Origin of the sequence: Comamonas sediminis, assembly GCF_041107495.1 — a bacterium.
In the GTDB taxonomy this organism is placed as follows: Bacteria; Pseudomonadota; Gammaproteobacteria; order Burkholderiales; family Burkholderiaceae_C; genus Comamonas; species Comamonas sediminis.
The window spans coordinates 273,139-297,445 of sequence record NZ_JBGBDC010000004.1 but is presented as its reverse complement, the minus strand read 5'-3'; the positions used below and the strand labels follow the sequence as shown (position 1 = coordinate 297,445).

The 24,307-nt window shown below is 63.2% G+C and carries 18 protein-coding genes and 1 pseudogene; 11 read left to right on the top strand and 8 right to left on the bottom strand.

Features of this window, described 5'->3' with window-relative positions; genetic code table 11:
* Nucleotides 1–66: 66 nt before the first annotated feature.
* Nucleotides 67–1,869, top strand: a complete 1,803-nt coding sequence (locus tag AB7A72_RS11480) for an NHL domain-containing protein (RefSeq protein ID WP_369460042.1) — start codon at nt 67–69, stop codon at nt 1,867–1,869.
* Nucleotides 1,870–2,090: 221 nt separating this feature from the next.
* On the opposite strand, the gene AB7A72_RS11475 is transcribed toward AB7A72_RS11480, so the two are convergent.
* Complete coding sequence (locus AB7A72_RS11475) at nt 2,091–2,927, bottom strand: alpha/beta fold hydrolase (RefSeq protein WP_369460041.1); 837 nt, start codon at nt 2,925–2,927, stop codon at nt 2,091–2,093.
* 236 nt (nt 2,928–3,163) lie between these two features.
* Between AB7A72_RS11475 and AB7A72_RS11470 the strand changes: the two genes are divergently transcribed.
* Nucleotides 3,164–3,664 (top strand): MerR family transcriptional regulator, encoded by a 501-nt coding sequence (locus tag AB7A72_RS11470; protein WP_369460040.1) that lies wholly within the window; start codon nt 3,164–3,166, stop codon nt 3,662–3,664.
* 138 nt (nt 3,665–3,802) lie between these two features.
* Here the strand turns inward: AB7A72_RS11470 and AB7A72_RS11465 are convergent, their stop codons facing one another.
* The 3 genes and pseudogenes from AB7A72_RS11465 to blaOXA form a co-directional block, all read right to left on the bottom strand.
* Nucleotides 3,803–4,729, bottom strand: coding sequence for an NAD-dependent epimerase/dehydratase family protein (locus AB7A72_RS11465; RefSeq protein WP_369460039.1), 927 nt, complete (start codon nt 4,727–4,729; stop codon nt 3,803–3,805).
* A gap of 320 nt (nt 4,730–5,049) precedes the next feature.
* Nucleotides 5,050–6,036 (bottom strand): polysaccharide deacetylase family protein, encoded by a 987-nt coding sequence (locus tag AB7A72_RS11460; RefSeq protein ID WP_369460038.1) that lies wholly within the window; start codon nt 6,034–6,036, stop codon nt 5,050–5,052.
* Nucleotides 5,990–6,796, bottom strand: a pseudogene (gene blaOXA, locus AB7A72_RS11455) (class D beta-lactamase). The gene AB7A72_RS11460 and the pseudogene blaOXA overlap by 47 nt, the downstream one beginning before the upstream one ends.
* Nucleotides 6,797–7,416: 620 nt before the next feature.
* Here blaOXA and AB7A72_RS11450 point away from each other — a divergent pair.
* The 5 genes from AB7A72_RS11450 (at nt 7,417) to AB7A72_RS11430 (ending at nt 12,599) form a co-directional block, all read left to right on the top strand.
* A complete protein-coding gene (locus AB7A72_RS11450) occupies nt 7,417–7,653 on the top strand; it encodes a hypothetical protein (protein ID WP_369460037.1) in 237 nt (78 codons plus the stop codon).
* 116 nt (nt 7,654–7,769) lie between these two features.
* Nucleotides 7,770–8,399 carry a hypothetical protein gene (locus tag AB7A72_RS11445; protein WP_369460036.1) on the top strand — a complete coding sequence of 210 codons (630 nt, stop codon included), beginning with the start codon at nt 7,770–7,772 and terminating at the stop codon, nt 8,397–8,399.
* Nucleotides 8,400–8,709: 310 nt separating this feature from the next.
* On the top strand, nt 8,710–10,413 hold the full coding sequence (locus AB7A72_RS11440; protein ID WP_369460035.1) for an ATP-binding protein: 1,704 nt from the start codon (nt 8,710–8,712) through the stop codon (nt 10,411–10,413).
* Nucleotides 10,414–10,658: 245 nt separating this feature from the next.
* Entirely contained in the window at nt 10,659–11,246 is a 588-nt protein-coding gene (locus AB7A72_RS11435) for a hypothetical protein (protein ID WP_369460034.1), read from the top strand.
* Between the two features lie 90 nt (nt 11,247–11,336).
* Nucleotides 11,337–12,599: a YiiX/YebB-like N1pC/P60 family cysteine hydrolase gene (locus AB7A72_RS11430; protein ID WP_369460033.1), complete on the top strand. Its 1,263-nt coding sequence runs from the start codon at nt 11,337–11,339 to the stop codon at nt 12,597–12,599.
* A 221-nt stretch (nt 12,600–12,820) separates the two neighbouring features.
* Here the strand turns inward: AB7A72_RS11430 and AB7A72_RS11425 are convergent, their stop codons facing one another.
* From AB7A72_RS11425 to AB7A72_RS11410, 4 genes are all read right to left on the bottom strand, one after another.
* Nucleotides 12,821–14,668: an acyl-CoA dehydrogenase gene (locus AB7A72_RS11425; RefSeq protein ID WP_369460032.1), complete on the bottom strand. Its 1,848-nt coding sequence runs from the start codon at nt 14,666–14,668 to the stop codon at nt 12,821–12,823.
* A 1-nt stretch (nt 14,669) separates the two neighbouring features.
* Nucleotides 14,670–15,854, bottom strand: a complete 1,185-nt coding sequence (locus AB7A72_RS11420; protein WP_369460031.1) for an acetyl-CoA C-acyltransferase — start codon at nt 15,852–15,854, stop codon at nt 14,670–14,672.
* Nucleotides 15,855–15,911: 57 nt separating this feature from the next.
* Nucleotides 15,912–18,017: a 3-hydroxyacyl-CoA dehydrogenase NAD-binding domain-containing protein gene (locus tag AB7A72_RS11415; RefSeq protein ID WP_369460030.1), complete on the bottom strand. Its 2,106-nt coding sequence runs from the start codon at nt 18,015–18,017 to the stop codon at nt 15,912–15,914.
* 104 nt (nt 18,018–18,121) lie between these two features.
* Nucleotides 18,122–19,786, bottom strand: a complete 1,665-nt coding sequence (locus AB7A72_RS11410) for a flavin-containing monooxygenase (RefSeq protein WP_369460029.1) — start codon at nt 19,784–19,786, stop codon at nt 18,122–18,124.
* Nucleotides 19,787–20,040: 254 nt separating this feature from the next.
* Between AB7A72_RS11410 and AB7A72_RS11405 the strand changes: the two genes are divergently transcribed.
* The 4 genes from AB7A72_RS11405 (at nt 20,041) to AB7A72_RS11390 (ending at nt 24,300) form a co-directional block, all read left to right on the top strand.
* Nucleotides 20,041–21,693 (top strand): long-chain-fatty-acid--CoA ligase, encoded by a 1,653-nt coding sequence (locus tag AB7A72_RS11405; RefSeq protein WP_369460028.1) that lies wholly within the window; start codon nt 20,041–20,043, stop codon nt 21,691–21,693.
* A 97-nt stretch (nt 21,694–21,790) separates the two neighbouring features.
* Nucleotides 21,791–22,711: an SMP-30/gluconolactonase/LRE family protein gene (locus tag AB7A72_RS11400; RefSeq protein ID WP_369460027.1), complete on the top strand. Its 921-nt coding sequence runs from the start codon at nt 21,791–21,793 to the stop codon at nt 22,709–22,711.
* A 48-nt stretch (nt 22,712–22,759) separates the two neighbouring features.
* Nucleotides 22,760–23,512 carry an SDR family NAD(P)-dependent oxidoreductase gene (locus AB7A72_RS11395; RefSeq protein WP_369460026.1) on the top strand — a complete coding sequence of 251 codons (753 nt, stop codon included), beginning with the start codon at nt 22,760–22,762 and terminating at the stop codon, nt 23,510–23,512.
* 14 nt (nt 23,513–23,526) lie between these two features.
* Nucleotides 23,527–24,300 (top strand): ABC transporter ATP-binding protein, encoded by a 774-nt coding sequence (locus AB7A72_RS11390; RefSeq protein ID WP_369460025.1) that lies wholly within the window; start codon nt 23,527–23,529, stop codon nt 24,298–24,300.
* Nucleotides 24,301–24,307: the final 7 nt, after the last annotated feature.

Below are 24,307 nucleotides of genomic sequence, written 5' to 3'. Positions count from 1 at the left end.
TACCCATACCAAACCAATGATCACCATCCCCTCATAACAGATCTAGGGGGTTCAGGAGTATTTCCCATGTGGTTCAAGCGCTTTATTGGCTCGTCTTTTGCCGGGCGAAGCCTGGTCATCACCGGCTTGCTCGCCCTTACCGGTATCGCACAGGCGCAGACCATCTCGACAGTGGCGGGCACCGGCACCACCAGTACGGGTCTCAGCAATTGCAGCAGTGGGCCCGCGACCCAGGTCAATCTGGAGTACGGCGGCAACGATATCGCAGTGGACAGCCAAGGCAATTTATACATAGCCGAAAGCCATGTCATATGCAAGGTGGATACCAATGGAAGCATCACCACGTTTGCGGGCAATGGAGCAGCGGGAAACAGTGGGGACGGTGGCCTTGCCACCAGCGCTTCCTTTAGCGAGATCACCGGACTCGCGTTCGACAACGCTGGCAACCTGTATGTGGGCTCGATGGCGGGAGGGATTCGCAAGATCGATGCCAGCGGCACGGTGACCTTGTTCTCTGATTTGAATGGCCGCAGTCCATTCGGAATAGCGGTGGACAGCAGCGGCAAACTCTATACGTCGCTGGCGTTTCAACACCTCGTTGTCAAAGTAGATGGCGGCGGCGCCATCACCACGGTTGCGGGAGTGGGCTCTGCGGGCTACAGCGGCGATGGAGGAGCCGCCACCAGCGCGGCCCTGAACTTCCCCACCGGACTTGCCTTTGACGCAGCGGGCCATCTGCACATGGCCGATGTACAGAACCGGGTCGTGCGCAAGATCGATGCCGGGGGAATCATCAGCTCGGTGCCAGGAGCAAACTTCAGCAATGACATGGGAACCAGCCGCTACTCCTCGGGCCTCGCTTTTGACCGTGTCGGCAATCTCTATATTTCCAACGGGCAGGATAACAACGTCCTCAAAGTGGACGCCAATGGCGTCAACACGGCGGTGGCCGGAACCGGTGCTGCCGGCTATTCAGGCGATGGGGGTCCTGCTACCAATGCACAACTGAGAGGCGCTTCGGCGGTCGCGTTCAACAGCGCAGGCGCCCTGTTTATCAGTGACGCCTATAACAGGGTGGTCCGCAAGGTGGTGTTTTCCGACTTGGTGATGGCAGTCGCCTTGCCTGGCAGCACTGCGGTCGGCATGCCGTACAGCGGCACGGTCACCATCACCAACAACGGCTCCGGACCGGCAGATGCCGCTGCCTCCGTGTCCATCACAGGCCTGCCCAATGGAATCACGCTGGGCAGCTGCAATGTGGCCCATCTGGCCGCCGGCGCCAGCGTCACCTGCAGCGTGAACGGCACCGCTACCACAGCAGGCAGCTTCGCTGTGACGGCGGCTGCCACGGATACGGCCGATCTCGACCCCCGCAACAACAGCGCCACCGCCACCATTGCCGTGGGTGCTTTTCCAGACCTGGCCGTGAGCACCAACCTCCCCGCAGGCACGGTTGGAACGACTTATAGCGGCAGTATCACCATCACCAACGGTGGTACGGCGCCTGCCAGTGCAAGCGCTGCCGCTTCGGTGACCGGCCTGCCCGCAGGCCTGGTATTAGGCGCCTGCAATATTGCCAATCTCGCAGTCGGCGGCAGTGTCACCTGCGCCATCACCGGCACGCCCACAGCGGCAGGCAGCTTTGCTGCCACAGCGGCTGTGACCGATAGCACAGACAGCAATACCGCCAACAACACGGCGCCAGCAACGCTGACCATCGTTGGCGGCGTCCCCGTCAACGCGGTAGCCACCCCAGTGCCCATGCTGGGCCAGTGGGGCTCGATACTGCTGGTGTTGTTGATGCTGATGGCCGGTGGCTGGCGAGCACGCCGGCCTGCGCAGCGCGTGCCTGTGCCACCAGCGTCTTGATGGCGCAAAGCCGTGCAAGGCGCAACGGCAGTGGATGGAGATACCAAAGCCTGTCCTGCGCTGGAACGCTGTCGATGGGGAGACGCCCATCAGCGGCTGAGGCCCCCATGGGTTGAATGCGGGTGCCTCTCCACCCAGGGCGCCGTTCGGCGCGCCCACCATGGACCATTGCCTCATGGTCCAAGGCGGCTCATCAGCAGGGCGCCCCGGTCTTCTAGCGCTTACTTTTGGATGAACGCAAGCAGATCTGCGTTGATGGCATCCGCGTTTTCGGTATGCATGCCGTGCGAATAGCCCTTGTAGATTTTCAACTCGCTGTTGGCCAGCAACTGGTCTTGCAGCACCGCCGCGTTTTTATAGGGCACCACCTGGTCGTCATCGCCTTGCAGCACCAAGGTGGGCACGGTGATGGCTTTCAGGTCGGCCGTCTGGTCCGTTTCTGAAAATGCCTTGATGCCTTCATAGTGCGCTTGGGCGCTGCCCATCATGCCTTGGCGCCACCAGTTCTGGATGGTGCCCTGTACCGGTTTGGCCCCAGCGCGGTTATAGCCGTAGAAGGGGCCAGTGGGCACGTCGATGTAGAACTGCGCACGGTTGGCGGCCAGCGCGGCGCGAAAACCGTCAAAAACTTCCATCGGTGTGCCTTCGGGGTTGGCCGGGGTCTTGACCATCAATGGGGGCACGGCGCTGATGAGGACGGCCTTCGCCACCCGTCCCTGGGGCTGACCGAACTGGGCCACATAGCGCGCCACCTGCCCACCGCCGGTGGAATGGCCCACATGGATGGCCCGCTGCAGATCGAGATGCTCGGCTACCGCCGCAGCGTCCGCCGCGTAATGGTCCATATCATGGCCTTCGCTGACCTGGCTGGAGCGGCCATGGCCACGGCGGTCATGCGCAACCACGCGAAAGCCCTGGGCAAGAAAGAACAGCATCTGGTTGTCCCAGTCGTCAGCACTCAGCGGCCAACCATGGTGAAAGACGATCGGCTGTGCGTCCTTGGGCCCCCAGTCTTTGTAAAAAATCTGGACGCCGTCTTTGGTAGTGACAAAAGACATGAAAAACTCCTAGCGGTTGACGAAAATGAAGGGTGCCAAGCCTGTGAACGTTAAAACAAGGCTGTTGCACCGCTGTGTAAGACGTTGTCAGGGGGCCGCGTGCGGCAATGGCCCGGTTGCGTCCGCTGGCATGGCGGGTGGAGGGCCTGCACCACCAACCGCCTCTGCAGCACTGGCCTTGCCAGCGCAGTAAGCTTCAACGTGCAGGGAAGTTCAATGCATCACGAGAATGACGTATGAATATTGGTGAACTGAGCAAATGCACAGGTCTGTCCACATCGCGCATCCGCTTCTACGAGCAAAGCGGTCTGCTGCCAGCGGCGCAGCGGGGCTTGAACGGCTACCGCAGCTACCCGCCGGAGATGGTGCAAATGCTGGAGTGGGTGGTCATGGCGCAAAAGGTGGGTTTCAGCCTGGAGGACATTCGCGCATTGCTGCCACGCGGCCTGCAAGGATGGGACCATGACGGGGTCGTGGCCACCTTGCGCCAGAAACTGGCCGACATCAAGTCCATGGAAAAACAACTGCAAACCAGCAAAAGGCAGGTGCAGGCCTTGTTGGCCGACATAGAGGCGCGGCCAGATGACATGGATTGCCAGGACAACGCGCGCCGTGTGCTCACCCATGTGCTGGCACAGCAGTCTGCGTTCCTGCCCTCTGAAACCGCTGCCGAAGAGAAGATGGGCCAGCTGATGCGTGCCGCGCGCAAGCAGCGGGCCAACGGCGCCGGCACCTGAGCAGGTCTTCAAATCGCATGGCGCGGCAAACACCTCCCGGGCCGGTCCGGCTCCGCTCTGGCAGCCCTAGCGCCCTGGCCGGCACAGGGTGGCCGCCATCCTCGCGCCGGGCGGCGCCTTGCAGGGAGCGCGGTGTGCTCAGAAGGATGCTTGCGCGATGTGCCTCAAACCCTGTTCGTAGCTGGTGACCACAAAGTGCGGGAAGCGACGCCGGAACTTGGACGAATCAAAAACAAGGTCGTGCGCATAGCGCGGTAGCAGTTCGCGCAGCTCGCGTACCGGCTTGGACACCCAGCTCGCAGCCACCAGCGCCCAGTGGCTCAGCACGCGGTAGCGTGGCGCCACCCCGAAAGTGGTGGCGGCCAGGTGTACAAAGGCTTGGTAAGTCAGGCGCTCGTCCCAGCAAGGCAGGTGCCAGGTCTGGCCGTATGCATCCTCCGTATTGCCAATGATCGCCATCGCGCGGCTGGCATCGGGCGTCCAGATCAGCGTACGCAGCGTGTCATCCCGTACCGGTACCTTGGCCTTTCGGCCAGCCTTGAGCGGCGCAATCACCAGCGTGTTGGTGACGCTCTGGGTCTTGCCAGGGCCATAGAACTCGGGCGCACGGGCAATGGCGACGGGGATATCGCCGCGCTGCATCTCGGCCAGCACCATCTCTGCCATCAAGGCCCGCACGCGGCCCTTGCGCCCTCTCGGGGCAAAAACGGTTTCCTCGGTTTGCCGCTGCGCGCTTTGCGGATACATATAAGTGTTGTCAAAGTAGACAAACTTGGCACCCGCTGCCCGGCTGGCATCGAGTGCGTTACGCAGCATGGCCGGAAATTGCGTTTCCCATAATGCGCTGTCCGGCGGCAGGCCAGCGGTGAAATACACGACCTCACTGCCACGAACTGCGTCCAGGGTCTGTATGGCATCGAGCAGGTCGGCACGGACCAGTGCGTCGGTACCGTTGACCTTGCGCGGCTGGCGGCTGACCAGGCGCAGGTTCTGCGTGTAGTGGCGCTTCAACGCACGCGCCAGCTCGGTCGCGATTTGGCCATTGGCCCCCAAGATGGTTTGCATGTCTACCCTTGCAGCATCGGATGTGGTGAGAAGACAGCGAGCTTAAGGTTCAAGTTAAGTTGAATGTCAAGCGCTCACGGCACCCGTCCGGCTTCGGGCAGAAGACCAGACCGCAGGCTTTGCGCGCCAAAGGGGCATCGCCCACCTGCCGAAGGCCGTACACAGGCCCGCCGCCGCTGGTTGGCACAGTTACTGCGCTGAGGGCCGCCGCCCGCTGCGCTGGGTGGTGTTGCGCAAACCGATGCCGAGAGACGGCGAGCTGCTGGCACTGCCCAGCTGGGCTCCCCTGCCGCACCATCGTCAAACCCCTTGCCAGTGCATTACTGCGGCATGTGCGCCGGTATCAGTCCCTGGGCGCGTAGCGGGGGCGCCTCGTAGACGGAATCCTCGGCCGGGTAGCGCAGACCCGGTATCCCCGCCGCCTTGGCGCTGGCCCAGAGGATACTCTCGCCTGCTGGCAAGGTATCGATCTGCTCGGTGTAGATCGGGTCATCGAAGGCGCTCCTGGCCGTGGTGAAACTCCACCCGCGCTCCCGGAATGCCCAGATCAATTCATCGAGCGCGGCAGCATTGATCCTGTTGGTGTGCAGCAGCATCACATGGGCTGGACTGCGGCCCAGGACCTGCTGGGCCAGGCCGTCGTAGTAGGCCGCTCGGTCCAGCAGATGTGCGATGTACGCGGCCTTCACCTGGTCGGCCTTGGCGGCATTTGCTTCGTTCAGCCAGGCCACATACACCTGGTTGTAGTACCAGTCGCTCGCGTCGATCGACACCGGAGCCGCCCTGTAGCCTGCGGCCTGCATCCACAGGCGCATGCCGTCCCGCTTGGCCAGCATGTTGCCTTCCTTCAGATACGGAAAGCGCAGCATCTTCGACCAGCCAGGTATCCGGCTCAGCACGGCGCCGGCCTCCTTGACATCGCCAATAAAGTCCGCAAGCGGCAGTTGAGGCGACCCCAGGCTGCGGTGCCGGGACGTGTGGTTGCCTATGGCGTGGCCTGCACGCCCCCAGTCCCCGATGAGGTCCAGCCCCTCACCCTGGCCGGTACGCACCAGTGACGGAAACACCATGGACGAGATGCCCGCATCGCGGAGCGACTTCAGGATCTGCCGGTTCCAGGATGCGGCCGCAGGCTCGGTTGAAGGGTCCAGGCCATCATCAAACGTCAGCGCCAAGGTCTGGGCAGGAACGCAGGACGCGCTGAAAAGCAAAAGAACGGCGGCAAGCGCGCGACGCAGCACGACCATGGCGATGCCCTTCTTACTGGTCAGCGGTTGGCAAAAGCCCAAGAAGCTCTTGGCGCGCACGCAGCCCTGCGTTGGGCTTGAGGGCTTGCGCATCCTGGATCAGGCGCACAAACGCCAGCCTGCGCGCGCCCCTGGTCGCCCAGCCGACGTACCAGCCATAAGCATGGTTCGCGTCATAGCGGTGGTCGCTGCCCGGCGACCCGGTGCCCATCTTGCCATGCACAGTCCAGCCGTTGACCTCGGTGCCGTAGTTCGAAATGCCGGCGGTCATGTCATAGGCATGTGCACTCACCGGCAGTTGGCGGCGCACGATCTTGCGCATGAACGCGAGCTGTTCCTCGGCGGAGATACGCAGCGAACCCATCACCCAGACCCCGTTCTGCCCCGGTTCATCGACCGGTACCGCAGAGACATCGGCATTGCCATATTCGAATGCCTTCACGTAGTGCGCGAAGCGCTCCTGCCCTAGCCGCTTGACCACCTGTTGCGAGTACCAGAAGACCGAATCCCGCATCCAGGTGGTCGGCGTGATGTCCCGCCGCCAGGCATCGCCCGCCCAATCCGGATAGCCCGCCTGGTACGGCAAGGCAGGCTCTGCAGCATCCTTGAGCACTCCCGCGTCGTAGCCCATGAGGCTGATGGCGAGCTAGAAAGTCGAGGCAGGTGTCACGCGCTCGGAGCAAGCCGGGCCTTGCTGCACCAGCAGCTGGCCGGAATCGGCGTCTGCCATCAGCGTGCACAGCGTACGTGCGGTGGCGAAGGGCGCTGAAAGAACGAAGACCACTGCGGCGGCAGTGGCCTGGAGAGCGCGTTTGCACATGTTGAAGGTTTCCAAAAGAAAGGAGAGGACTAGGGCGCCGGGCATGCCGGTGGAGCGTCCTGCAGGTCCTGCGACCGCGAGAACCCGAAGATGCCGGCCCAATGTGGGGGTAGTGTCGCAGTGTTCTGGCCTCGCGCGTCGCGTATTTCACAAAATGATGCCGGCGCAGCTGCGCCAGTTCGCCCGAGGCACCGCCGTTGCGGGCTTCAGCCGCCACTCAAAGACTGCCCGACGCCACCTCCACCAACCACCCCTCTCCCGCCATCACTGAAATACTGGCCCCCGCCCAGGCCTGCCAACAGCGCAAACCGGCCGGGGTGGCTGCTGCACCACCTGGAAGAAAACGTGCAAGGCGCCATCGACACTGAACTGCTGCCCCAGCTGCCCCAGCTGCCCCGGCTGCAGCAGTTGCAACTGGCTTTGGCCCAGGAGCAAAGCGGCTGCAGCACTGCAAGGCAGCCATGCGGCGCGCCGCTTGGCGCAAGACCATCCCAGCGCTGCCTGGGTTGTTGGAGTTGTACGCGGGTCCGCTGTCTGTGTGGTCTGCTGAGGTTGCTGCGCGGGTTGAGGTAGAGATCCGCGAGCCACTGCGAGGGCATTTGGGGGGCTATGGGTTGCCGGTGCTGCCAACGGAAGCCGCTGCCGTGGTGCTGCCAGCGGGTGTTACTGGCCCTGATGCGCTTTACGCGGCTTTGCAAAATGCTGTGTGCGTGCAGATGGTGGCTGCGTTTGCTGCTGCGGTGGATGCTTGCAGCCATGCGCTGGAGCCGATGCTGGTGCAAACCGAGAAGATGCAGGCGCACCTGCGACGGTGCGTGCAGGATCTGCAGGATTTAGGCATGTCGCTGCGTGGCTGACTGCAAACGGCCTCAACTCTCCCATATATCTCCTGACCTGCCACATAGAGTCACTGCTTGAAACCCCATTCGGGCTTCGGGCAACAACATGCCCATTTTTTTCAAAGGTGTGGACGATGCTCAAGAGCCGTATGGTTGGGTGTTTGCTGGTCGTATTTCTCAACGGCATGGCCACTGCGCAAACGGTCTCGACCTTTCCGCCCGGCAGCCCCCTCTATGAAGCCGTCAAGGAGAACCTTCTTCAAAACGGCAACAAGGATCTGAGCCCGGGGACCGTCAACCAACACATCCAGGCATCTGCCGTTATCGCCCAACTCAACGAGGAACTGGTGGCCTACTTTTCTGACCGCCACATGCAATCCGAGATGGACAATACCCGGGCGGGCTACCCATCGCTGAAGGTATATGTCAAGAACCTCCGCCCCCAGGACAGAAAGTACATCGCCTCCCAGCCGCAATATGCGCTAGTGACGCTGGTCAACAGCCAGCTCAACAAAACCGAGGCAGCGCAGATCAACCAGACCATCGGCGAAACGCTGGCCAAGGATGCAAATCTGCTGGAACTCGTATACAGCGGCCACTACGATCCCGCAACTGATCGCTTCATCGTGAAAACCTTGACCGATGACACTAGCGAATTGGAAGCTGCACTTCAATCGCTGAAAAAGCGCTTCAAGATCAGGATCGCTTACTTGAAAGTTGAGGGGCCCTCAGCAATGCGGCCTCGTTTGCTGAGGGCGGATTGATTTTGCTAAGGGATTGCTCTGGCCAAGCCAATGGCTGTTGTGCAGCGGTTTCCGTCTTTATTAGGAGAGCCTTTAACGCCCGGTGTCTGCAGCATTGCTGTCGAGCGCGACCCTGTTAGCTCTTCACCAAGAAAAGCGCGCCTGCTTGAGTATGCTCCATGCATGCCGCATGAAACGAGCGGCGAACTCGAGGCGAGCAGCCTGTGTAAGTGGCCGTAGACCCGTACAACTGCGCGTGTGTACCAGGCCCTCTACCCTACTATTCCATGTAACATAATGAGACTTTTCACCAGCAATTTAGGAGAACAAGTTGAAGGTTTGCTATTCGGGAAGGCGTAGCGGCCGCAGGAATCCGGCGCCAGTCGGTTCAGGTGATTCTCTTGAATTACTTTGGGATAACTGGGACGACTTTGGCTTCGAGACGAGCTTTGGCGTTACTTGCCGAATCGATGGTGAAATAATCGATCTTGCTGGAATACGTCTTCTGATTTCGGATCGGGCGACTTCCTACCAAGTTCTGGACGACTTGTACCAGGCTGGATGGGATGGCGTCTTTCCTGCTCCTGGAATCGACTACGTCTCGGTTCCAACGGAGATCACTTTCTACCAGCAGTTGAAGGCACACCTGGGAGTTGAGGCGACTGTTGAGATCGCAACAGCGCTCCGTGACGCCAGTCTGCTGGTGCGACGCAGTCTGGACGAAAATGCGACGGCGCTTGTGAAGACGGACGGCTTCAAACGCTCACTCCAGCGGGAGCGAGGCAGCATTGCGGCTTACCTGGACGGTTGGAAGGTTCTCGAAAATCTTGCTATCGCCACCAAGAACTTCCAGTTCAGTTTCCAGGACGTCTTCAAGTCGGAATCGATGGTGGCTTTCGATTTCGACTCGGAAAGCCTGCTTCCGCATGACATCAATGTTCTAATCGGGCCGAACGGCTCTGGCAAGTCGCGCGTACTGCACCAGATGGTTGATGCCTGGGTCAGACCGGCGAAGGGTGAACTTGGCTTCCGCGAGCCGCCAAATCTCAGCCAGGTCGTTGTCGTTTCCTACAGTCCCTTCGAGCGATTTCCGGTGGACATGGTCGGATTGCAGGTCCAAGACAAGGACGTGTACCGGTACTTTGGCTTCAGAGGACGTGGGAAAGAAAAGCTGGACGGCAAGCCTGGAGCGATCAGGCTGTCCCATGAGTTTCCGAGAAAGAACGCTGCTCAGGCGATCATCGCGTGCGTCGCAGACGATCAGAAGTTCAAGGCCGTCACGGACTGGGCCAGGAAGATCAGCACCATGGAAGCTGTGCTTCGGACTGCTTTCGATTTCGACTATGCAGCGGTGGAGATTGACCCGCAAAAGCGGGTCCGATCCCTCTTCCTCAGTGCGGAGAATGTGACAGACGGACCCACTGTGGCGAAAGTCGGCGTTCGGCGTTACGTACCGGTCGCGGCCCATACCATGCCTCAACTGCAGCCAAGCCGCCTGCTCGATGCCTGCCTAACCGAATCCGGCGTGACATTCTTCAAAGACGACGCTCAGATCGAACTTAGTTCGGGACAGCGTCTTTTCGCCTATATCGTCATCAACCTTCTGGGAGCCATCCGTCGGAACAGTCTCGTGCTGATCGACGAGCCGGAGTTGTTCCTGCACCCCACCCTCGAAATCCAGTTCGTCGAGATGCTCAAGGAAATCCTCGCCAGCTTCAACTCGAAGGCGCTGCTCGCTACCCACTCTGAGGTGATCGTCCGCGAAGTTCCGGCTGACTGCGTGCATGTCTTTCAACGTACGGATGACGGCCTGGTGATCTCGAATCCACCGTTCCAGACCTTTGGCGGAGACATCCAGAGGATTTCGTCGTATGTCTTCGGCGACAACGTCGTCTCCAAACCATTCGAGAAGTGGCTGAAGCAGAAGTATCGCGAGCTCGGCTCGGCGGATGCGCTCATCGAAGCGATGGGCGACGATCTCAACGAAGAGCTGATCGTGCAGATCAAGGCGATGAAGGGTGGTTCCCGGTGGTGATGCGTTTACCGACGCCTACGGTCGACAGCGTTCAGCTGGTGTCTGACTTGGTCGCGGAGCGAGCCGGGGGGCGCAACTCCGCGTACTTTGCGGCCCTTGAAGGCGAATGGCGGCAGAGAGTCCAGCAGTATCTCAATTCGTCCGGGGCGCCCCCTAGCGTTACATTGTGGCCTGCAATTGAGCCCCGAAAGACATCCTTTCTGACCCTCTATCTCTCGCCGACAAAGACGTCAGTCCAAGGCCAGATGTTGCAAGACATGCGGCAGCACGAGTTACCGATATGCCCCGCATGCGGCGAACTGGGGCGCCCGAATACGCTCGATCACTATCTTCCCAAAGACGTCTACCCTCATTTCTGCGTGACGCCTGTCAATCTCTTCCCCATGTGCGACGCCTGCCAGCTTGCCAAGGGGACGAAGGTGGGAGATGCGAGGTTTCCGCGATTTTTCATCCATCCGTATTTCGATGTCTTTGTAGCTGAACGGGTGGTGTACCTGAAAATAGAGGCACCATTTGAAGCGCCAGCCTTTTCTTTGGAGATCGCGGATCATCTGGAGCAGGCCGACGCTGGGCTGGTCCGTAAGCATATACGCGAGCTGGCAATCCATCTCAGATATGCAACCTACTTTCGCAACCAGTATAGGCGACTGCTACGGCTGACTTCTGCGATGAGAAACTCCGGGCAGGATATCCGTCAGACACTGGAAACATTCAGGGTCGGAGCGGCGGAGCCGTCGCTGAACGCATGGGAGCATGTTTTCTATGCATCAGTGCTGGAGAATGACGACCTTATCGATTACCTTTGTACCGCGCAGCTTCCCTCGTTGCTGTAGATGTTTTTTAGCTCGTTTCGGAGCCGCCAGATAGCTACGCCCCCCTCATTCAGTATCTGCGCCGAATCGGTGCTCAATCGGAGTTGTGAAATGAGCGAATCGGAACTGCGGCCTAGGGTTTTCGTCACCGGCCTCATCCAAGTCGGCGATGTTGTTCTGACGACCACGCCCGAACCGGTGAGCCAAACGATCCGCAAAATCACTGGCGCAGACATCTCTCACGCCATGATCTGTGTAGGTAAGTCGAGTGTGATCGATTCTACTGGCGACGGTGTTCATGCACGCAACCTTGAGCGGATCATTCTTGAGCCAGGATGCGCGGGTCATGTGCTTCGACTTGTGGAGCCACTGACAACTGACCAACTGCGCTCAGTCATCTCCTTCGCCAGAGCTAGGGTTGGTACTCGATACACGATGACCGGCGCTGCCAAGAGCGTGTTGGCTGGTTTCGTGGCTGGCAGGAGGCAGTTCTGCTCCCGTTTGGTTGCACAAGCCTATCGCGATGCAGGCGTGAACTTGGTATCAGATGCTGATTTCTGCCATCCCGGGGAGCTCATGAAGAGCGCGGCGCTTACGGAAGTGCCTAATGTGCTCAGGAATCTCAGCCCGGAAGAAGAGGCGGACTGGCGTGAGGATACTGACAACGTCCAGGCCATGCGCGACTCAACCAATGCCTTGCTTCTGGAGGCCCGTAAGCTGTGTTCTGACATTGAATCACTCAACGACATCGATGCCTACCTAGTGGAGCATCCGGAGGGAGATGCTCACTTTGTCCAAGCCCTGCGCTCTTCAAGGTACCTGGAGCTTTGGCGAGAGGAATTCGAAAGGAATTCCTGGCAGTATCACGTCGCTTTGATGGAGGGGCATGATGGCTCGGGGGAACGCAAGCAGAGATACTGCGAAGAGCTACTGGGAGACGAGAAGCTGTGCCAAAACCGGTTTGTCCTGAACCATGCGGGTTACGTGACCTTGAACACATTGCACCCTCGTCAATACTTCGCGCTGAAGGTAGAGCTGTACGACCTCCTGACCCAGTTTCATGCTCGGCGCGTCAAAGCGGCAACTGCCTGGCTTGAGCGTAGAGGACTGCTCGAGCCCGCGCCCACCAATCTCCTTCGTCCCCATACACCTGAATGGTTTGCTTCGTTGCGCGAATGGAATCCAAAACAAGCCGCAATGACGGAAGCGGCCATTCAGGCGGCGGGAAGCTCTGACGTATGCAGTGTCTGTGCGGATGAACCGATCCGTGATTACGCCTTGGTGAGCAGGCCGGCGGCCGGGCCAGGGACGCTTCGGCTTTGCGACGACTGTTTCCGCACCCGCTCCGTCGACGAACCTATGAGGCTTTTCTGATTGGCTGCTACCGGCCTCAGCGGTCATTAGCTCACCAAAGCTGGACGACCGCAGTCAGCCTAAAGCTGTCGTGCTTCTATGCAATCGGCGTATTCGCAAGTCGCTATGCCCAGCAAGCCTCACTTCGAGCGAACGAATGACGCTCAACCCACCTATAGAAGTTACATCATGCGCTGAAAGGGGCCTCAACACATCCGCCACGAAGACAGATCGTTGCCCTCTCAAAACCCCCTCCCCTCCACCTCCAAAAACAACCCCTCCCCCGCCATCACTGGCGCCAGCCAGGCCTGCACCAGCGGCAGCTCATAAGCGTAAAAATAGCGTGCGCAATTCAGCTTGCCCTGCAAAAAGGCCTGCTGACTCGCATCGGCAGCGGCCATGCCAGCATGCGCTTTGACGGCGACATCCAGCCACAACCAGGCCAGCGTGACATGGCCGAAGGCGGTCATGTAGGCGGTGGCGTTGGCGAGGGCCAGTTGGGCGTTGCCGCTGGACCAGGCGGCATCGGTGGCGGCTTGTAGGGCTTGGGTGGCGGTGGCCAGGCTGTCGGCCCAGGGGGTGCATGCGGGGACCATTCTGGCAGCGGCGACGGTTTGTGCGATCTCGGCGTGCAGCAAGGCCCAGGCGGCGCCGCCGTCCATGCGCATTTTGCGGCCCAGCAGGTCGAGGGCCTGGATGCCGTGAGTGCCTTCATGGATCATGTTGAGCCGGTTGTCGCGCCAGTGCTGCTCTACCGCGTAGTCGCGCGTGTAGCCATAGCCGCCCAGCACCTGGATGGCGAGGCTGTTGCCCTCCTGGCACCACTGGCTGGGCCAGCTCTTGGCGATGGGGGTGAGCACCTGCAGCAGCAACTGGGCGGCATCGGCCTGCTGCGGCGCGCCGGCCCGCTGGGTATCGACAAGCCTGGCGCAGTACAGCTGCAGCGCCAGCGCGCCTTCGGCATAGCTTTTCTGCGCCAGCAGCATGCGCTTGACGTCGGCATGCTCGGCAATCGGCACCTGTGGCTGCTGCGCGTTCTTCACCACCTTCTGGCCGGCAGCGACCGGGCGGCCCTGGGGGCGCTGGCGGGCATAGTCGCGCGATTGCAGGTAGCCGGCGTAGCCCAGCATCGTGGCGCCCAGCCCCACCTGGATGCGGGCCTCGTTCATCATGTGGAACATGCACTGCAGGCCCGCGCCCAGCGCGCCCACGCGGTAGCCAATGGCCCCGCCCTGCTCGCCATAGTGCAGCAAGGTGTTGACGGTGCCCCGGTAGCCGAGCTTGTGGTTCAGCCCGGCCAGTGCAATGTCGTTGCGCTCGCCGGTCACCCGGCCTTCGGTATCGACCAGGACTTTGGGCACGATGAACAGCGAGATGCCGCCCACGCCTGCGGGCAGTTGGCCGCTGTCGTCGGGCACCTTGGCCAGCACCAGGTGGACGATGTTCTCGCCCATCGCATGCTCGCCGCCAGAGATCCACATCTTGCGGCCCGCCAGCCGGTAGCGCGGGCCCAGCGGGTCGTTGGCAAAGTCATCTCCATCGGGCACAGCACGCGTTGTGATGTCCGACAGGCTGGAGCCGGCCTGCGGCTCGCTGAGGTTCATCGTGCCAAAAAAGCGGCCTTGCAGCTGCGGCAGCGCAAACGCCTTTTGCTGCGCGGGCGTGCCATGGGCCATCAGCAGTCCGGCATTGGCCGCTGTCAGCATCGAATAGGCCTTGAGGGCGATGCTGGCTGCCGAAACCATGCTATTGGCCGCCATCTCCACCACGCAGGGCAGCTGCATCCCTCCCACCTCGTAGTCGTGCGATGCCGCCAGCATGCCCGATTCGGCATAGGCAGCGCATGCCGCCGGTGTGCAATCGGGCAGATGCAGCTGCTGCCCGTCAAAATGCGGCTCCTGCTGGTCGACCAGGCGGTTGAAGGGCTCGAACTTGTCGGCGGCCAGCCGCTCGCACAGGTCCAGCACCGCGCCATAGGTCTGCCGGTCGTGGCCGGCATAGCGCGCATGGCGGCTGAGCGCTTCTACGTCTAACCAGTCATAAAGCAAAAAATCCAGGGTCTGGCGGATGCTGGCGTAGTCGAGTTGCATCTCAGGCCACCTCAAACAGCGCGGCGGCCCCCATGCCCCCGCCCACGCACATGGTGGCCACCACATAGCGCACTCCCCGGCGCTGGCCTTCCAGCAACGCGTGGCAGGCGATGCGGGCGCCCGTCATGCCATAGGGGTGGCCGATGGAGATGCCGCCGCCGTTGACATTGAAGCGCTCGGGATCGATGCCCAACTGGTCGCGGCAGTACAGCGCCTGGCAGGCAAAGGCTTCGTTCAGCTCCCACAGGCCAATGTCCTGCACGCCCAGCCCGTGCTGGGCCAGCAGCTTGGGGATCGCATAGATGGGGCCGATGCCCATCTCTTCCGGCGCGCAGCCTGCTACCGCCATGCCCCGGTAGATGCCCAGCACCTCCAGGCCCCGGCGCTCGGCCAGTACCGAATCCATGACCACGCAGGCCGATGCGCCATCCGACAGCTGGCTGGCATTGCCGGCGGTGATGACGCCGCCCTCGATCACCGGTTTGAGGGCGGCCAGCCCTTCCAGGCTGGTGTCGGGTCGGTTGCCTTCGTCGCGGGCCAGGGTCACGTCCTGCAGGCTGACTTCCTTCGTGAGCTTGTCGGTCACCGCCATCTGGGTGCTGAAGGGCACGATCTCGCGGTCGAACAGGCCAGCGGCCTGGGCGCGTGCGGTGCGCAGTTGCGACTCCAGCGCATAGGCATCCTGCGCCTCGCGGCTGATGCGGTACTGGCGCGCCACATGCTCGGCCGTTTGCAGCATCGGCATATAGGCATGGGCCGCATGGGCGATGACGGCCGGGTCGCGCTCGCGGCTGGCCCATTCCATATAGGGCGTTTGCACGGCGGTGATGTTCTCGCAGCCGCCTGCCACCACCACCTGCATGCCATCGACCAGCACCTGCTTGGCTGCGCTGGCAATCGCCATCAGGCCGGAGGCGCATTGCCGGTCTACCGTCTGGCCCGCCACGCTCATCGGCAGGCCTGCGGCCAGCAAGGCATTGCGTGCCAGGTTCATGCCGGCGGTGCCCCCGGTCAGCACGCAGCCGACGATCACATCGTCCACCTCCGCCGGGTCCACCCCGGCGCGCGCCACCGCGTGCTCGATGGTGTGGCCCATCAGGTGGGGCGAGCGGGTGTGGTTGAGCGAGCCCCTGTAGGCCCGGCCGATGCCCGTGCGGGCGGTGGAAACAATGACGGCGTCTTTCATGGCGGTGCTCCTGGATGGTGATGGGGTTGCGGCGCTGAGGCGCTGGTGCTCAGGCCCTCAGGCCGCTTGCAAGCTGTCAAATCCCTGGCGCTCAGCGGCCAGCCGCTGCAGCAGCGGCGATACGTTCCAGTAGCCATAGCGGTTGCCGCGCGTCGTGGCCTGGTGCTCGAGCCGCTCCACGATCTGCGCCAGGCCGATCTGCTCGGCCATGAACATCGGCCCACCCCGAAAATCCGGAAAGCCATAGCCGGCCGCCCAGACCACATCGATATCGCTGGCGCGGTAGGCAATGCCCTCGTCCAGAATCTTGCAGCCTTCGTTGACCATGCTGTAGAGCAGGCGCTCGACAATCTCCTGCGCTGCTATATCGCCGCGCTGGGCAATGCCATGCGCCTGGGCAAGTTCTGCAGCAATGCGGCCCGTCTCGGGGTCGGGCAGCGCCTGGCGGCCCTCGTAGCGGTAGTAGCCCAGGCCGGTTTTCTGGCCAAAGCGGCCCAGTTCAAACATCTTGCGCACCACCGCGCGGTAGCTGGCATCGGGCGGCAGGCCGCCGGCCTTGCCGCATTCGATGACGGTCTTGGCGCCCACATCGAGCCCGGCCATATCCAGCATGCGGCAAGGGCCCATCGCCAGGCCCAGCGCCTGCACGGCCTCATCAATCTGCGCGGGGCTTGCGCCTTCCATCAGCAAAAATTCGGCCTCGCGCAGGTAGACCTCGGCCATGCGGTTGCCGATAAAGCCAAAGCAGACGCCCGATACCACCGGCGTCTTGCCGATCTTGCCGGCCAGGTCGATGACGGTCTTGAGCACCTGCGGGGCGGTGTGCGCGCCGCGCACCACCTCCAGCAAGCGCATGATGTTGGCCGGGCTGAAGAAGTGCATGCCGACCACATCGGCTGGCCGCCCGGTGGCCTGGGCCAGCGCATCCACATCCAGGGTCGAGGTATTGCTGGCGATGATGGCGCCGGGTTTGCAGACCTCGCCCAGGCGGCGGCAGACCTGCAGCTTCAGCGCCATGTCCTCAAACACCGCTTCGATCACCAGATCGCAGGGCGCCAGCGCCTGGTCGTCCAGTGAGGTGGTCAGCAAGGCCAGGCGCACGCTGGCCTGCTCGGCACCCATGCGGCCCTTGGCCACCTGGGCTTCGTAGGTCGATCGAATCAGCTGCAGCCCGCGCTCCAGCCCAGCAGCTGCAGCATCCACCAGCACGGTGCGGATACCGGCGTTCAAAAAGCACATCGCAATGCCGCTGCCCATGGTGCCGGCCCCCAGAATGCCGACCTGCTCGATCTTTCCGGCCGGCACCTGCCGCTCCAGACCGGGAATCTGCCGGCTGCGGCGCTGCGCAAAAAACAGATGCCGCAGTGCGCGCGACTGCGCCGATGGCAGCAGGCGGTTGAAGGCCTCGGCCTCGGCACGCGCGCCGCTGGCAAAGTCCCCATTCAGCGCCTGCTGCACGCACAGCACGATGGCCTCCTTGGCGGGGTACTGCGGGCTCTTGCGCGCAGCGTCCAGCGCTGCTGTAATGGCCGGGCTGTGCTCGCCGGGCGGGGCGCTTTGCGCGCTCAAGCGGCGCGGCTGGCCGCCTTTGGCCAGCAACTGGCGGCCAAAGGCCAGGCCGAATGCCAGCGGGTCGCCCTCTTCCACCGCATCGACGATGCCGCTGGCCAGCGCCTCTTGCGCGGGCACCGGGCGGCCGCTCAGCATCATGTCCAGCGCCAGCGTTGCGCCCACCAGGCGCGGCAAGCGCTGGGTGCCGCCTGCGCCGGGCAGAATGCCCAGCTTCACCTCGGGCAGGCCCAGCCTGGTGCCCTGTTGCGCCACACGGTAGTGGCAGGCCAAGGCCAGCTCCATGCCGGCGCCCAGCACCGTGCCATGCAGGGCCACCACCACCGGGCGCGTCTGCGCCTCGATGCGGTTCAGCAGCGCATTGATGGCCTCGGCAGAAAAGGCCGGGTTGTCGAACTCGGCAATGTCCGCGCCCGCGACAAAGGACGGGCCCTCGCAGTAGATCAGCAGCAGCGGCAGCGAGGCATCGGCCTCAAACTGCGCCAGCGCGGCGCTCAGCCCCGTCAGCAGGCGGTGCGAGAACAGGTTCAACGGCGGGTGGGAGATGCAGATACGGCCTATCCCGTCTGCGCTGTGAAAGGTGACGTTGCTCATGGCTGGCAGCTCTTGGTGGAAGACAACAATGCCCCCTGCGGGGTGCAGGCAGGCACAGCCCCCGGGGGCCATGCGGCCGTCCAGGGGCTTGAAAACCCAGGGTATCAGTGCGCGGCGTTTTCCACTGTTGCGCTGGCGTCTGCCGCGCGCTCGCGTTCGCGCTTTTGCGCAAAGTGGTAGCCGCTGAAGCCCTTGTGGATAGCAGCCAGGCAGTGCTCGCGGTACTTCTGGAAGCCGCCGGTAAACATCGTCAGGCCCGGGGCCTTGCCCTGCACGTTAGCGCCCACATACCAGGTCTTGGCCTTGGACAGCAGGGTGCGCGGCGCCAGCGAATGCACCAGGTCCATCCAGGCCTGCTCTTCTTGCGCGCTCGGCTCGATGCTGCTCAAGCCATGGGCCTGCAGGTGGCGGATGGCAGCGGCCGTCCAGTCCACATCGTTCTCGCTGGTGCGCACCACATTGGCCAGCGCCGAAGGGCCGTTGGGCCCGGTGGTCATGAACAGGTTGGGGAAGCCATGCATCATGATGCCCAGGCACGAGGTCGCGCCCTCCTTCCACTTCTGCTGCACGGTCAGGCCGTCGCGCCCTTCCACCTCAAAGGCCAGCAGCGCGCCGGTCAGGCCGTCGTAGCCGGTGGCAAAGATCAGCACATCCAGTTCCACCTCGCCCGATTGCGTGCGCACGCCCTTCTCGGTGATGGACACGATCGGGTCCGTGATGCAGTCGCGCAGATGCACATGGGGCTGGTTGTAGGTTTCGTAGTAGCCGGTGTCCAGGCAGGGGCGGCGCGCAAAAATGGGGTAGCCGCGCGGCTTCAGCGCCTCGGCGGTGGCCGGGTCGTCCACCACCTCGCCAATCTTGCCGCGCACAAACTCGGCCACTTCCTCGTTGGCCTGCTCGTTTTGCATGAGGTCGGCAAAGGTGCCCAGCATCGCCAGGCCGCCTTGCAGCCAGGCATCTTCCAGCAGCGCCCGGCGCTGCGCTGGCGTCACGCTGAAAAACGGGCGGCTGGACTGCGGCCGCACGCCACCCACATTGCTGTTGCGCGCCAGCTCACGGATGCCGGCATAGTGGCGCTTGACTTCGGCCACGTATGCGGGCTCCAGCGGCACATTGCGCATCGGCATCGTAAAGCTCGGCGTGCGCTGAAACACGAACAGCTCGCCCGCCTGCTTGCCCACTTCCTGCACGATCTGGATGCCGGTCGATCCGGTGCCGATCACGCCGACGCGCTTGCCGCTGAAATCCACCGGCTCATGCGGCCAGCGCGCTGCACGCAAAATCTGCCCGCCAAAGCGCGCAATGCCTTCAATCTCGGGCTCCTTGGGCACCGACAGCGGGCCGGTCGCCATGATGCAGTAGCGCGCCTCATAGCACTCACCCCGGTTGGTGCGTACTACCCACAGCTGGCGGGCATCGTCCCAGCGGGCGCTGTCGACGCGGGTGTTGAACTGGTAGTGCTTGCGCAGGTCCAGCCGCTCGGCGACAAAATTGAAGTAGCGCATCAGCTCGGGCTGCGCGGCAAACTGCTCGGACCAGGTCCATTCCTGCTCGATCTCGGGCGAGAAGGAAAAGCTGTAGTCGATGCTGGGAAGGTCCACCCGCGCGCCGGGGTAGCGGTTCCAGTACCAGACGCCGCCCACATCGCCGCCAGCCTCGAAGGCCTGGATCTTCAGCCCCATCTCCCGGAACTTGTGCACTGCGCACAGACCGCCAAAACCGGCGCCCACGATGACCGCATCCACCTGGTGGATTGTGTGATTGTCCATTGCTCTTTGTCTCCTGCTGGCTGGTGCCGGCCGCCCCGCCACACCGCAGCGGGGCACCGGCTCGATAGGGGATGGCAGGCCGCCTCCGCCTTGTTCTCGCTGCATCATGCCTACTTGCCGACCGGTAAGCAACAGGGTTTCCCCGCAAGCGTTTTGGAGGGGACAGGTCCAGGGTAATCCCGGGCTTGCAGCGCTGCTGCGGCTGCTAAACTTTTTACCTGCCGACAGGTATATAAAACAAAACAAGGAGCAACATGCAAGGGCTAATGCAGCAGCGCGCGCTGCGGATTTCCGGCTTGCTGGAACATGCAGCACGCTTTCATCCCCAGGTGGAAGTCGTCTCCCGCACGCCGGATGGCGCGCTCACGCGTTCGAACTGGCTGACCGTGTCCCAGCGCTCGCGGCGCCTGGCCGCCGCCCTGCTGCGCCAGGGCATGGCCAGCGGTGCACGCGTGGCTACCTTGGCCTGGAACACGCACCGCCACCTGGAGCTGTACTACGCCGTATCGGGCGCCGGTGCCGTGCTGCACACCGTCAACCCGCGCCTGTTTGCCGACCAGATCCGCTACATCCTCAACCACGCGGCGGACGACTATGTGTTCTTTGACCTGAGCTTTGCCAGCCTGGTGGCCGAGCTGGCGCCCAGCCTCTCAACCGTGAAGGCCTATGTGGCGCTGTGCCAGCCCGGCCAGATGCCGGCCATGGACCTGCCCGCCCCGCTGCTGTGCTACGAGGACCTGGTGGCCGAGGACGCGGGCGATTTTGACTGGCCCGAGCTGGCCGAAGACAGCGCCTCATCGCTGTGCTACACCTCGGGCACCACCGGCAACCCCAAGGGCGTGCTCTACAGCCACCGCTCCACGGTGCTGCATTCCTGGGTGGTTTGCGCGGCCGATGGCCTGGCCTTGCGCGCCCGTGATTGCGTGCTGCTCACCGTGCCGATGTTCCATGTCAACGCCTGGGGCCTGCCCTATGCCAGCGCCATGTGCGGCGCCAAGCTGGTGCTGCCCGGGCCGGACTTGAGTGGCAAGGCGCTGTACCAGCTGATGCGCGACGAGGGCTGCACCTTCTCGCTGGGCGTTCCCACCGTCTGGATGGGCTTTTTGCAGTATGTGGAAAGCCTGCCCGCCGGCGACAAGGATGCCTTGAAGCTCGAACGCATCATGATGGGCGGCTCTGCCGCGCCCCGCGCGATGATCGACCAGTTCGACAGCCTGCTGGGCGTGACCGCCAACCAGGCCTGGGGGATGACCGAGACCAGCCCTGTTGCCACCGTCAGTACCCTGCTGCCCCAGCATGAGGCACTGGCCCGCGATGAGCGCATCGATGTGCGCGCCCGCCAGGGCCGGCCCATGTATGGCGTGGATGTGGCCATCTTCAATGACGAGGGGCAGCAGCTGCCGCCCGGCGATCCGGCCCCTGGCGAGCTGCGCGTGCGCGGCCCCTGGGTCATCTCCGCCTATTACGGGCAAGAAGCCGGCTCGGCGCTGGATGCGCAAGGCTGGTTCAGCACCGGCGATGTGGCCCGGATTGATAACGAAGGCTTTGTGCAGATCACCGACCGCGCCAAGGACGTCATCAAGTCCGGAGGTGAATGGATCTCGTCGATCGACATCGAGAACCTGGCGCTGGCGCACCCCGCTGTGAAGGAAGCCGCCGTCATCGGCGTGCACCACGAGCGCTGGCAAGAGCGCCCGCTGCTGGTCATCGTGCGCAAGCCCGGCACCGATGTGAGCGGCCAGGACGTGCTGGACTTCATGAAGGACCGGCTCGCGCGCTGGTGGCTGCCCGATGCGGTGGAGTTTGTCGATGAGCTGCCCCACACGGCTACCGGCAAGCTGCTCAAGACCCGGCTGCGCGAGCAGTTCAAAGGCTACCAGCTGCCGGCCGCAACAGCTGCCCACTAACTAAAACACCCGCCCGGTACGCGCACGGCCCCACCAGAAAAGGCCGGCGCAGCCGCAGCAGCCACGCCCCGTTGGCTGCCGCACCAGGAGACAAGACATGAACGCCCTCACCGCGCCGGCGTTGGCCGCGCGCATCCATCCTCTGCTGCCCCAGCGCGATCTGCTGGGTGAATGCCCGCTGTGGGATGTGGCCACGCAATCGCTGTACTGGATTGATGGCCGCGCCCAGTTGGTACACCGCTACTGGCCGGCAGATGGCCGGCAGCAGCAGTGGGCGCTGCATGCCCATATCGGCTCCATCGCGCTGTGCCGCAGCGGGCGCCTGCTGCTGGCGCTGGAGGATGACTTCCATTTTCTGGACCCGGACAGCGGCCAGACCACGCCGATGGGCGTGCAGGTGCAGCACAGCGCTGAGCGCATGCGCCTGAACGACGGGCGCTGCGACCGGGGTGGCCGCTTTGTGGTCGGCTCGATGAGCATGACGCCGCAGTCGCCCACCGGCAAGCTCTACCAGCTGAGCGGTGATGGCCGCCTGCGCGAGCTGGACCAGGGTTTTCAGGTCGCGAACGCCACCTGCTTCAGCCCCAACGGCCGCTGGCTGTACTTTGCCGATAGCCCGGCGCGCCAGATCTGGCGCTATGCCTATGACCCGGCCACCGGCGCCTGCGGCGCGCGTCAGGCCTTTATCGACACCGCCGCACTGGGCCTGGCGCCCGATGGCGCCACCGTCGATGCCCAGGGCTATCTCTGGGTGGCCATGGTGCTGAACGGCCAGTTGGCCCGCTTTACGCCCAATGGCGAACTGGCGGCCACGGTGGATTTCCCCGCCGATGCCTTCATCACCTGCCCGGCCTTTGGCGGCCCGGCGCTGCAGACCCTCTACCTCACCTCGATCAGCAACAGCGGCAACCTGCTGCGCTCCAGCCACCCGGATGCGGGGGCCGTCTTCGTCATCGACGGCCTGGCGGCGACAGGGTTGGAAGAAGCGCGTTTTGACGACAGCCAGAGCCCCCGCTGAGACCGGTGCGGCGAACCTTATTTTTATTGAGACCAGGAGACAAACACCATGACACAACGCTTTGCAGGCAAGGTCGCACTCGTGACCGGTGGCGCACAAGGCATCGGCCGCGCCATCGTCCAGGCCATCGCTGACGAGGGCGGCAGCGTCGGCATTCTGGACCGCGCCGAGGACAAGGCCGCTGAGGTGGCCGCAGCCATCGTGGCCCAGGGCGGCCGCGCCCATGCCTATGGCGGCAATGTGGCCGACCGCGACAGCTTCCGCAGCGCGATTGCCGATCTGAAGCAGCGCTACAGCCGCTTCGACATCCTGGTCAACAACGCCATCTGGGTGCGCTACGGCCCGATTGCCGACATCACGCCAGAGGCGCTGCAGCGCATGGTGGGCACCGGCTTCAACTCCATCGTCTGGGGCATCCAGACGGCAGCAGAAGCCATGGACGACGGCGGCAGCATCGTCAACATCGCCTCGGCGGCCGCCTTTATCGGCATGCCCCAGGGCATGGTGTACTGCGGCGTCAAGGCCGGGGCGCTGGGCCTGTCACGCGCAGCAGCGGCAGAGCTGGGGCCACGCGGCATCCGCGTCAACTCGGTCTGCCCCGGCTCCATCCCGACCGAAGGCGTGGGCATCAATGTCGATGCAGAAAAAGTGCGCCTGCGCATCGCCAAGACGCCGATGGGGCGCCTGGGCACGGTGCAGGACATTGCCCGCGCCGCCTGCTTTTTCGCGTCTGACGACAGCCGCTTTGTCACCGGCGAATCGATGCTGGTCGACGGCGGCGCCACCCAGTCCTTCATCTGACCGGAGGCGCTGCGATGACTGCTCCCCCCGAGGCCGATGCCCCCATCCTGGAAGCGCGCCAGCTCTGCCGCCAGTTCAGCGGTTTCTATGCCGTCAAGGACGTGAACCTCAAGGTCAAGCGCCATTCGGTGCATGCGCTGATCGGCCCCAATGGGGCCGGCAAGACCACCTGCTTCAACCTGCTGACCACTTTCCTGCGCCCCAGCTCGGGCCAGGTGCTGTTCAACGGGCGTGATATCTCGCGCAGCGACCCGGCCAGCGTGTCGGCGCTGGGCCTCGTGCGCTCGTTCCAGATTGCGGCTGTCTTCAGCCACATGACGGTGCTGGAGAACGTGCGCATTGCGCTGCAGCGCAAGACCGGCGGCACCTTCACCTTCTGGCGCTCGGTCAAGGTGCTGAGCGCTCTGGACGAACGTGCGATGGACCTGCTCGATAGCGTGGGCCTGACGCGCTGGAAAAACGTCAAGGCCTGCGACCTGCCCTATGGCCGCAAGCGCGTGCTGGAGCTGGTCACCACGATCGCGATGGAGCCGGAGATGATCCTGCTGGACGAGCCCATGGCAGGCCTGGGCCATGAGGACATCTGGCCGGTGGTAGAGCTCATCCGCAAGGTGGCGCAGGGGCGCACCGTGCTGATGGTGGAGCACAACATGAAGGTGATATCGCAGCTGTGCGAGACCGTCACCGTGCTGCAGGCCGGCCAGGTGCTGGCCGAAGGCAGCTATGACGAGGTATCGCGCGACCCGAGGGTCATTGAAGCCTATGTCGGAGGGGCCGCCCATGCCTGAGAACACC

Excerpts from the sequence above, each read along its gene's own strand:
- AB7A72_RS11445 (WP_369460036.1), top strand. The coding sequence starts at position 7,770 with ATGCTCAAGAGCCGTATGGTTGGGTGTTTGCTGGTCGTATTTCTCAAC.
- AB7A72_RS11475 (WP_369460041.1), bottom strand. The coding sequence starts at position 2,927 with ATGTCTTTTGTCACTACCAAAGACGGCGTCCAGATTTTTTACAAAGAC.
- AB7A72_RS11405 (WP_369460028.1), top strand. The coding sequence starts at position 20,041 with ATGCAAGGGCTAATGCAGCAGCGCGCGCTGCGGATTTCCGGCTTGCTG.
- AB7A72_RS11465 (WP_369460039.1), bottom strand. The coding sequence starts at position 4,729 with ATGCAAACCATCTTGGGGGCCAATGGCCAAATCGCGACCGAGCTGGCG.
- AB7A72_RS11390 (WP_369460025.1), top strand. The coding sequence starts at position 23,527 with ATGACTGCTCCCCCCGAGGCCGATGCCCCCATCCTGGAAGCGCGCCAG.
- AB7A72_RS11435 (WP_369460034.1), top strand. The coding sequence starts at position 10,659 with ATGTTGCAAGACATGCGGCAGCACGAGTTACCGATATGCCCCGCATGC.
- AB7A72_RS11430 (WP_369460033.1), top strand. The coding sequence starts at position 11,337 with ATGAGCGAATCGGAACTGCGGCCTAGGGTTTTCGTCACCGGCCTCATC.
- AB7A72_RS11410 (WP_369460029.1), bottom strand. The coding sequence starts at position 19,786 with ATGGACAATCACACAATCCACCAGGTGGATGCGGTCATCGTGGGCGCC.
- AB7A72_RS11395 (WP_369460026.1), top strand. The coding sequence starts at position 22,760 with ATGACACAACGCTTTGCAGGCAAGGTCGCACTCGTGACCGGTGGCGCA.
- AB7A72_RS11480 (WP_369460042.1), top strand. The coding sequence starts at position 67 with ATGTGGTTCAAGCGCTTTATTGGCTCGTCTTTTGCCGGGCGAAGCCTG.
- AB7A72_RS11425 (WP_369460032.1), bottom strand. The coding sequence starts at position 14,668 with ATGCAACTCGACTACGCCAGCATCCGCCAGACCCTGGATTTTTTGCTT.
- AB7A72_RS11400 (WP_369460027.1), top strand. The coding sequence starts at position 21,791 with ATGAACGCCCTCACCGCGCCGGCGTTGGCCGCGCGCATCCATCCTCTG.
- AB7A72_RS11470 (WP_369460040.1), top strand. The coding sequence starts at position 3,164 with ATGAATATTGGTGAACTGAGCAAATGCACAGGTCTGTCCACATCGCGC.
- AB7A72_RS11420 (WP_369460031.1), bottom strand. The coding sequence starts at position 15,854 with ATGAAAGACGCCGTCATTGTTTCCACCGCCCGCACGGGCATCGGCCGG.
- AB7A72_RS11415 (WP_369460030.1), bottom strand. The coding sequence starts at position 18,017 with ATGAGCAACGTCACCTTTCACAGCGCAGACGGGATAGGCCGTATCTGC.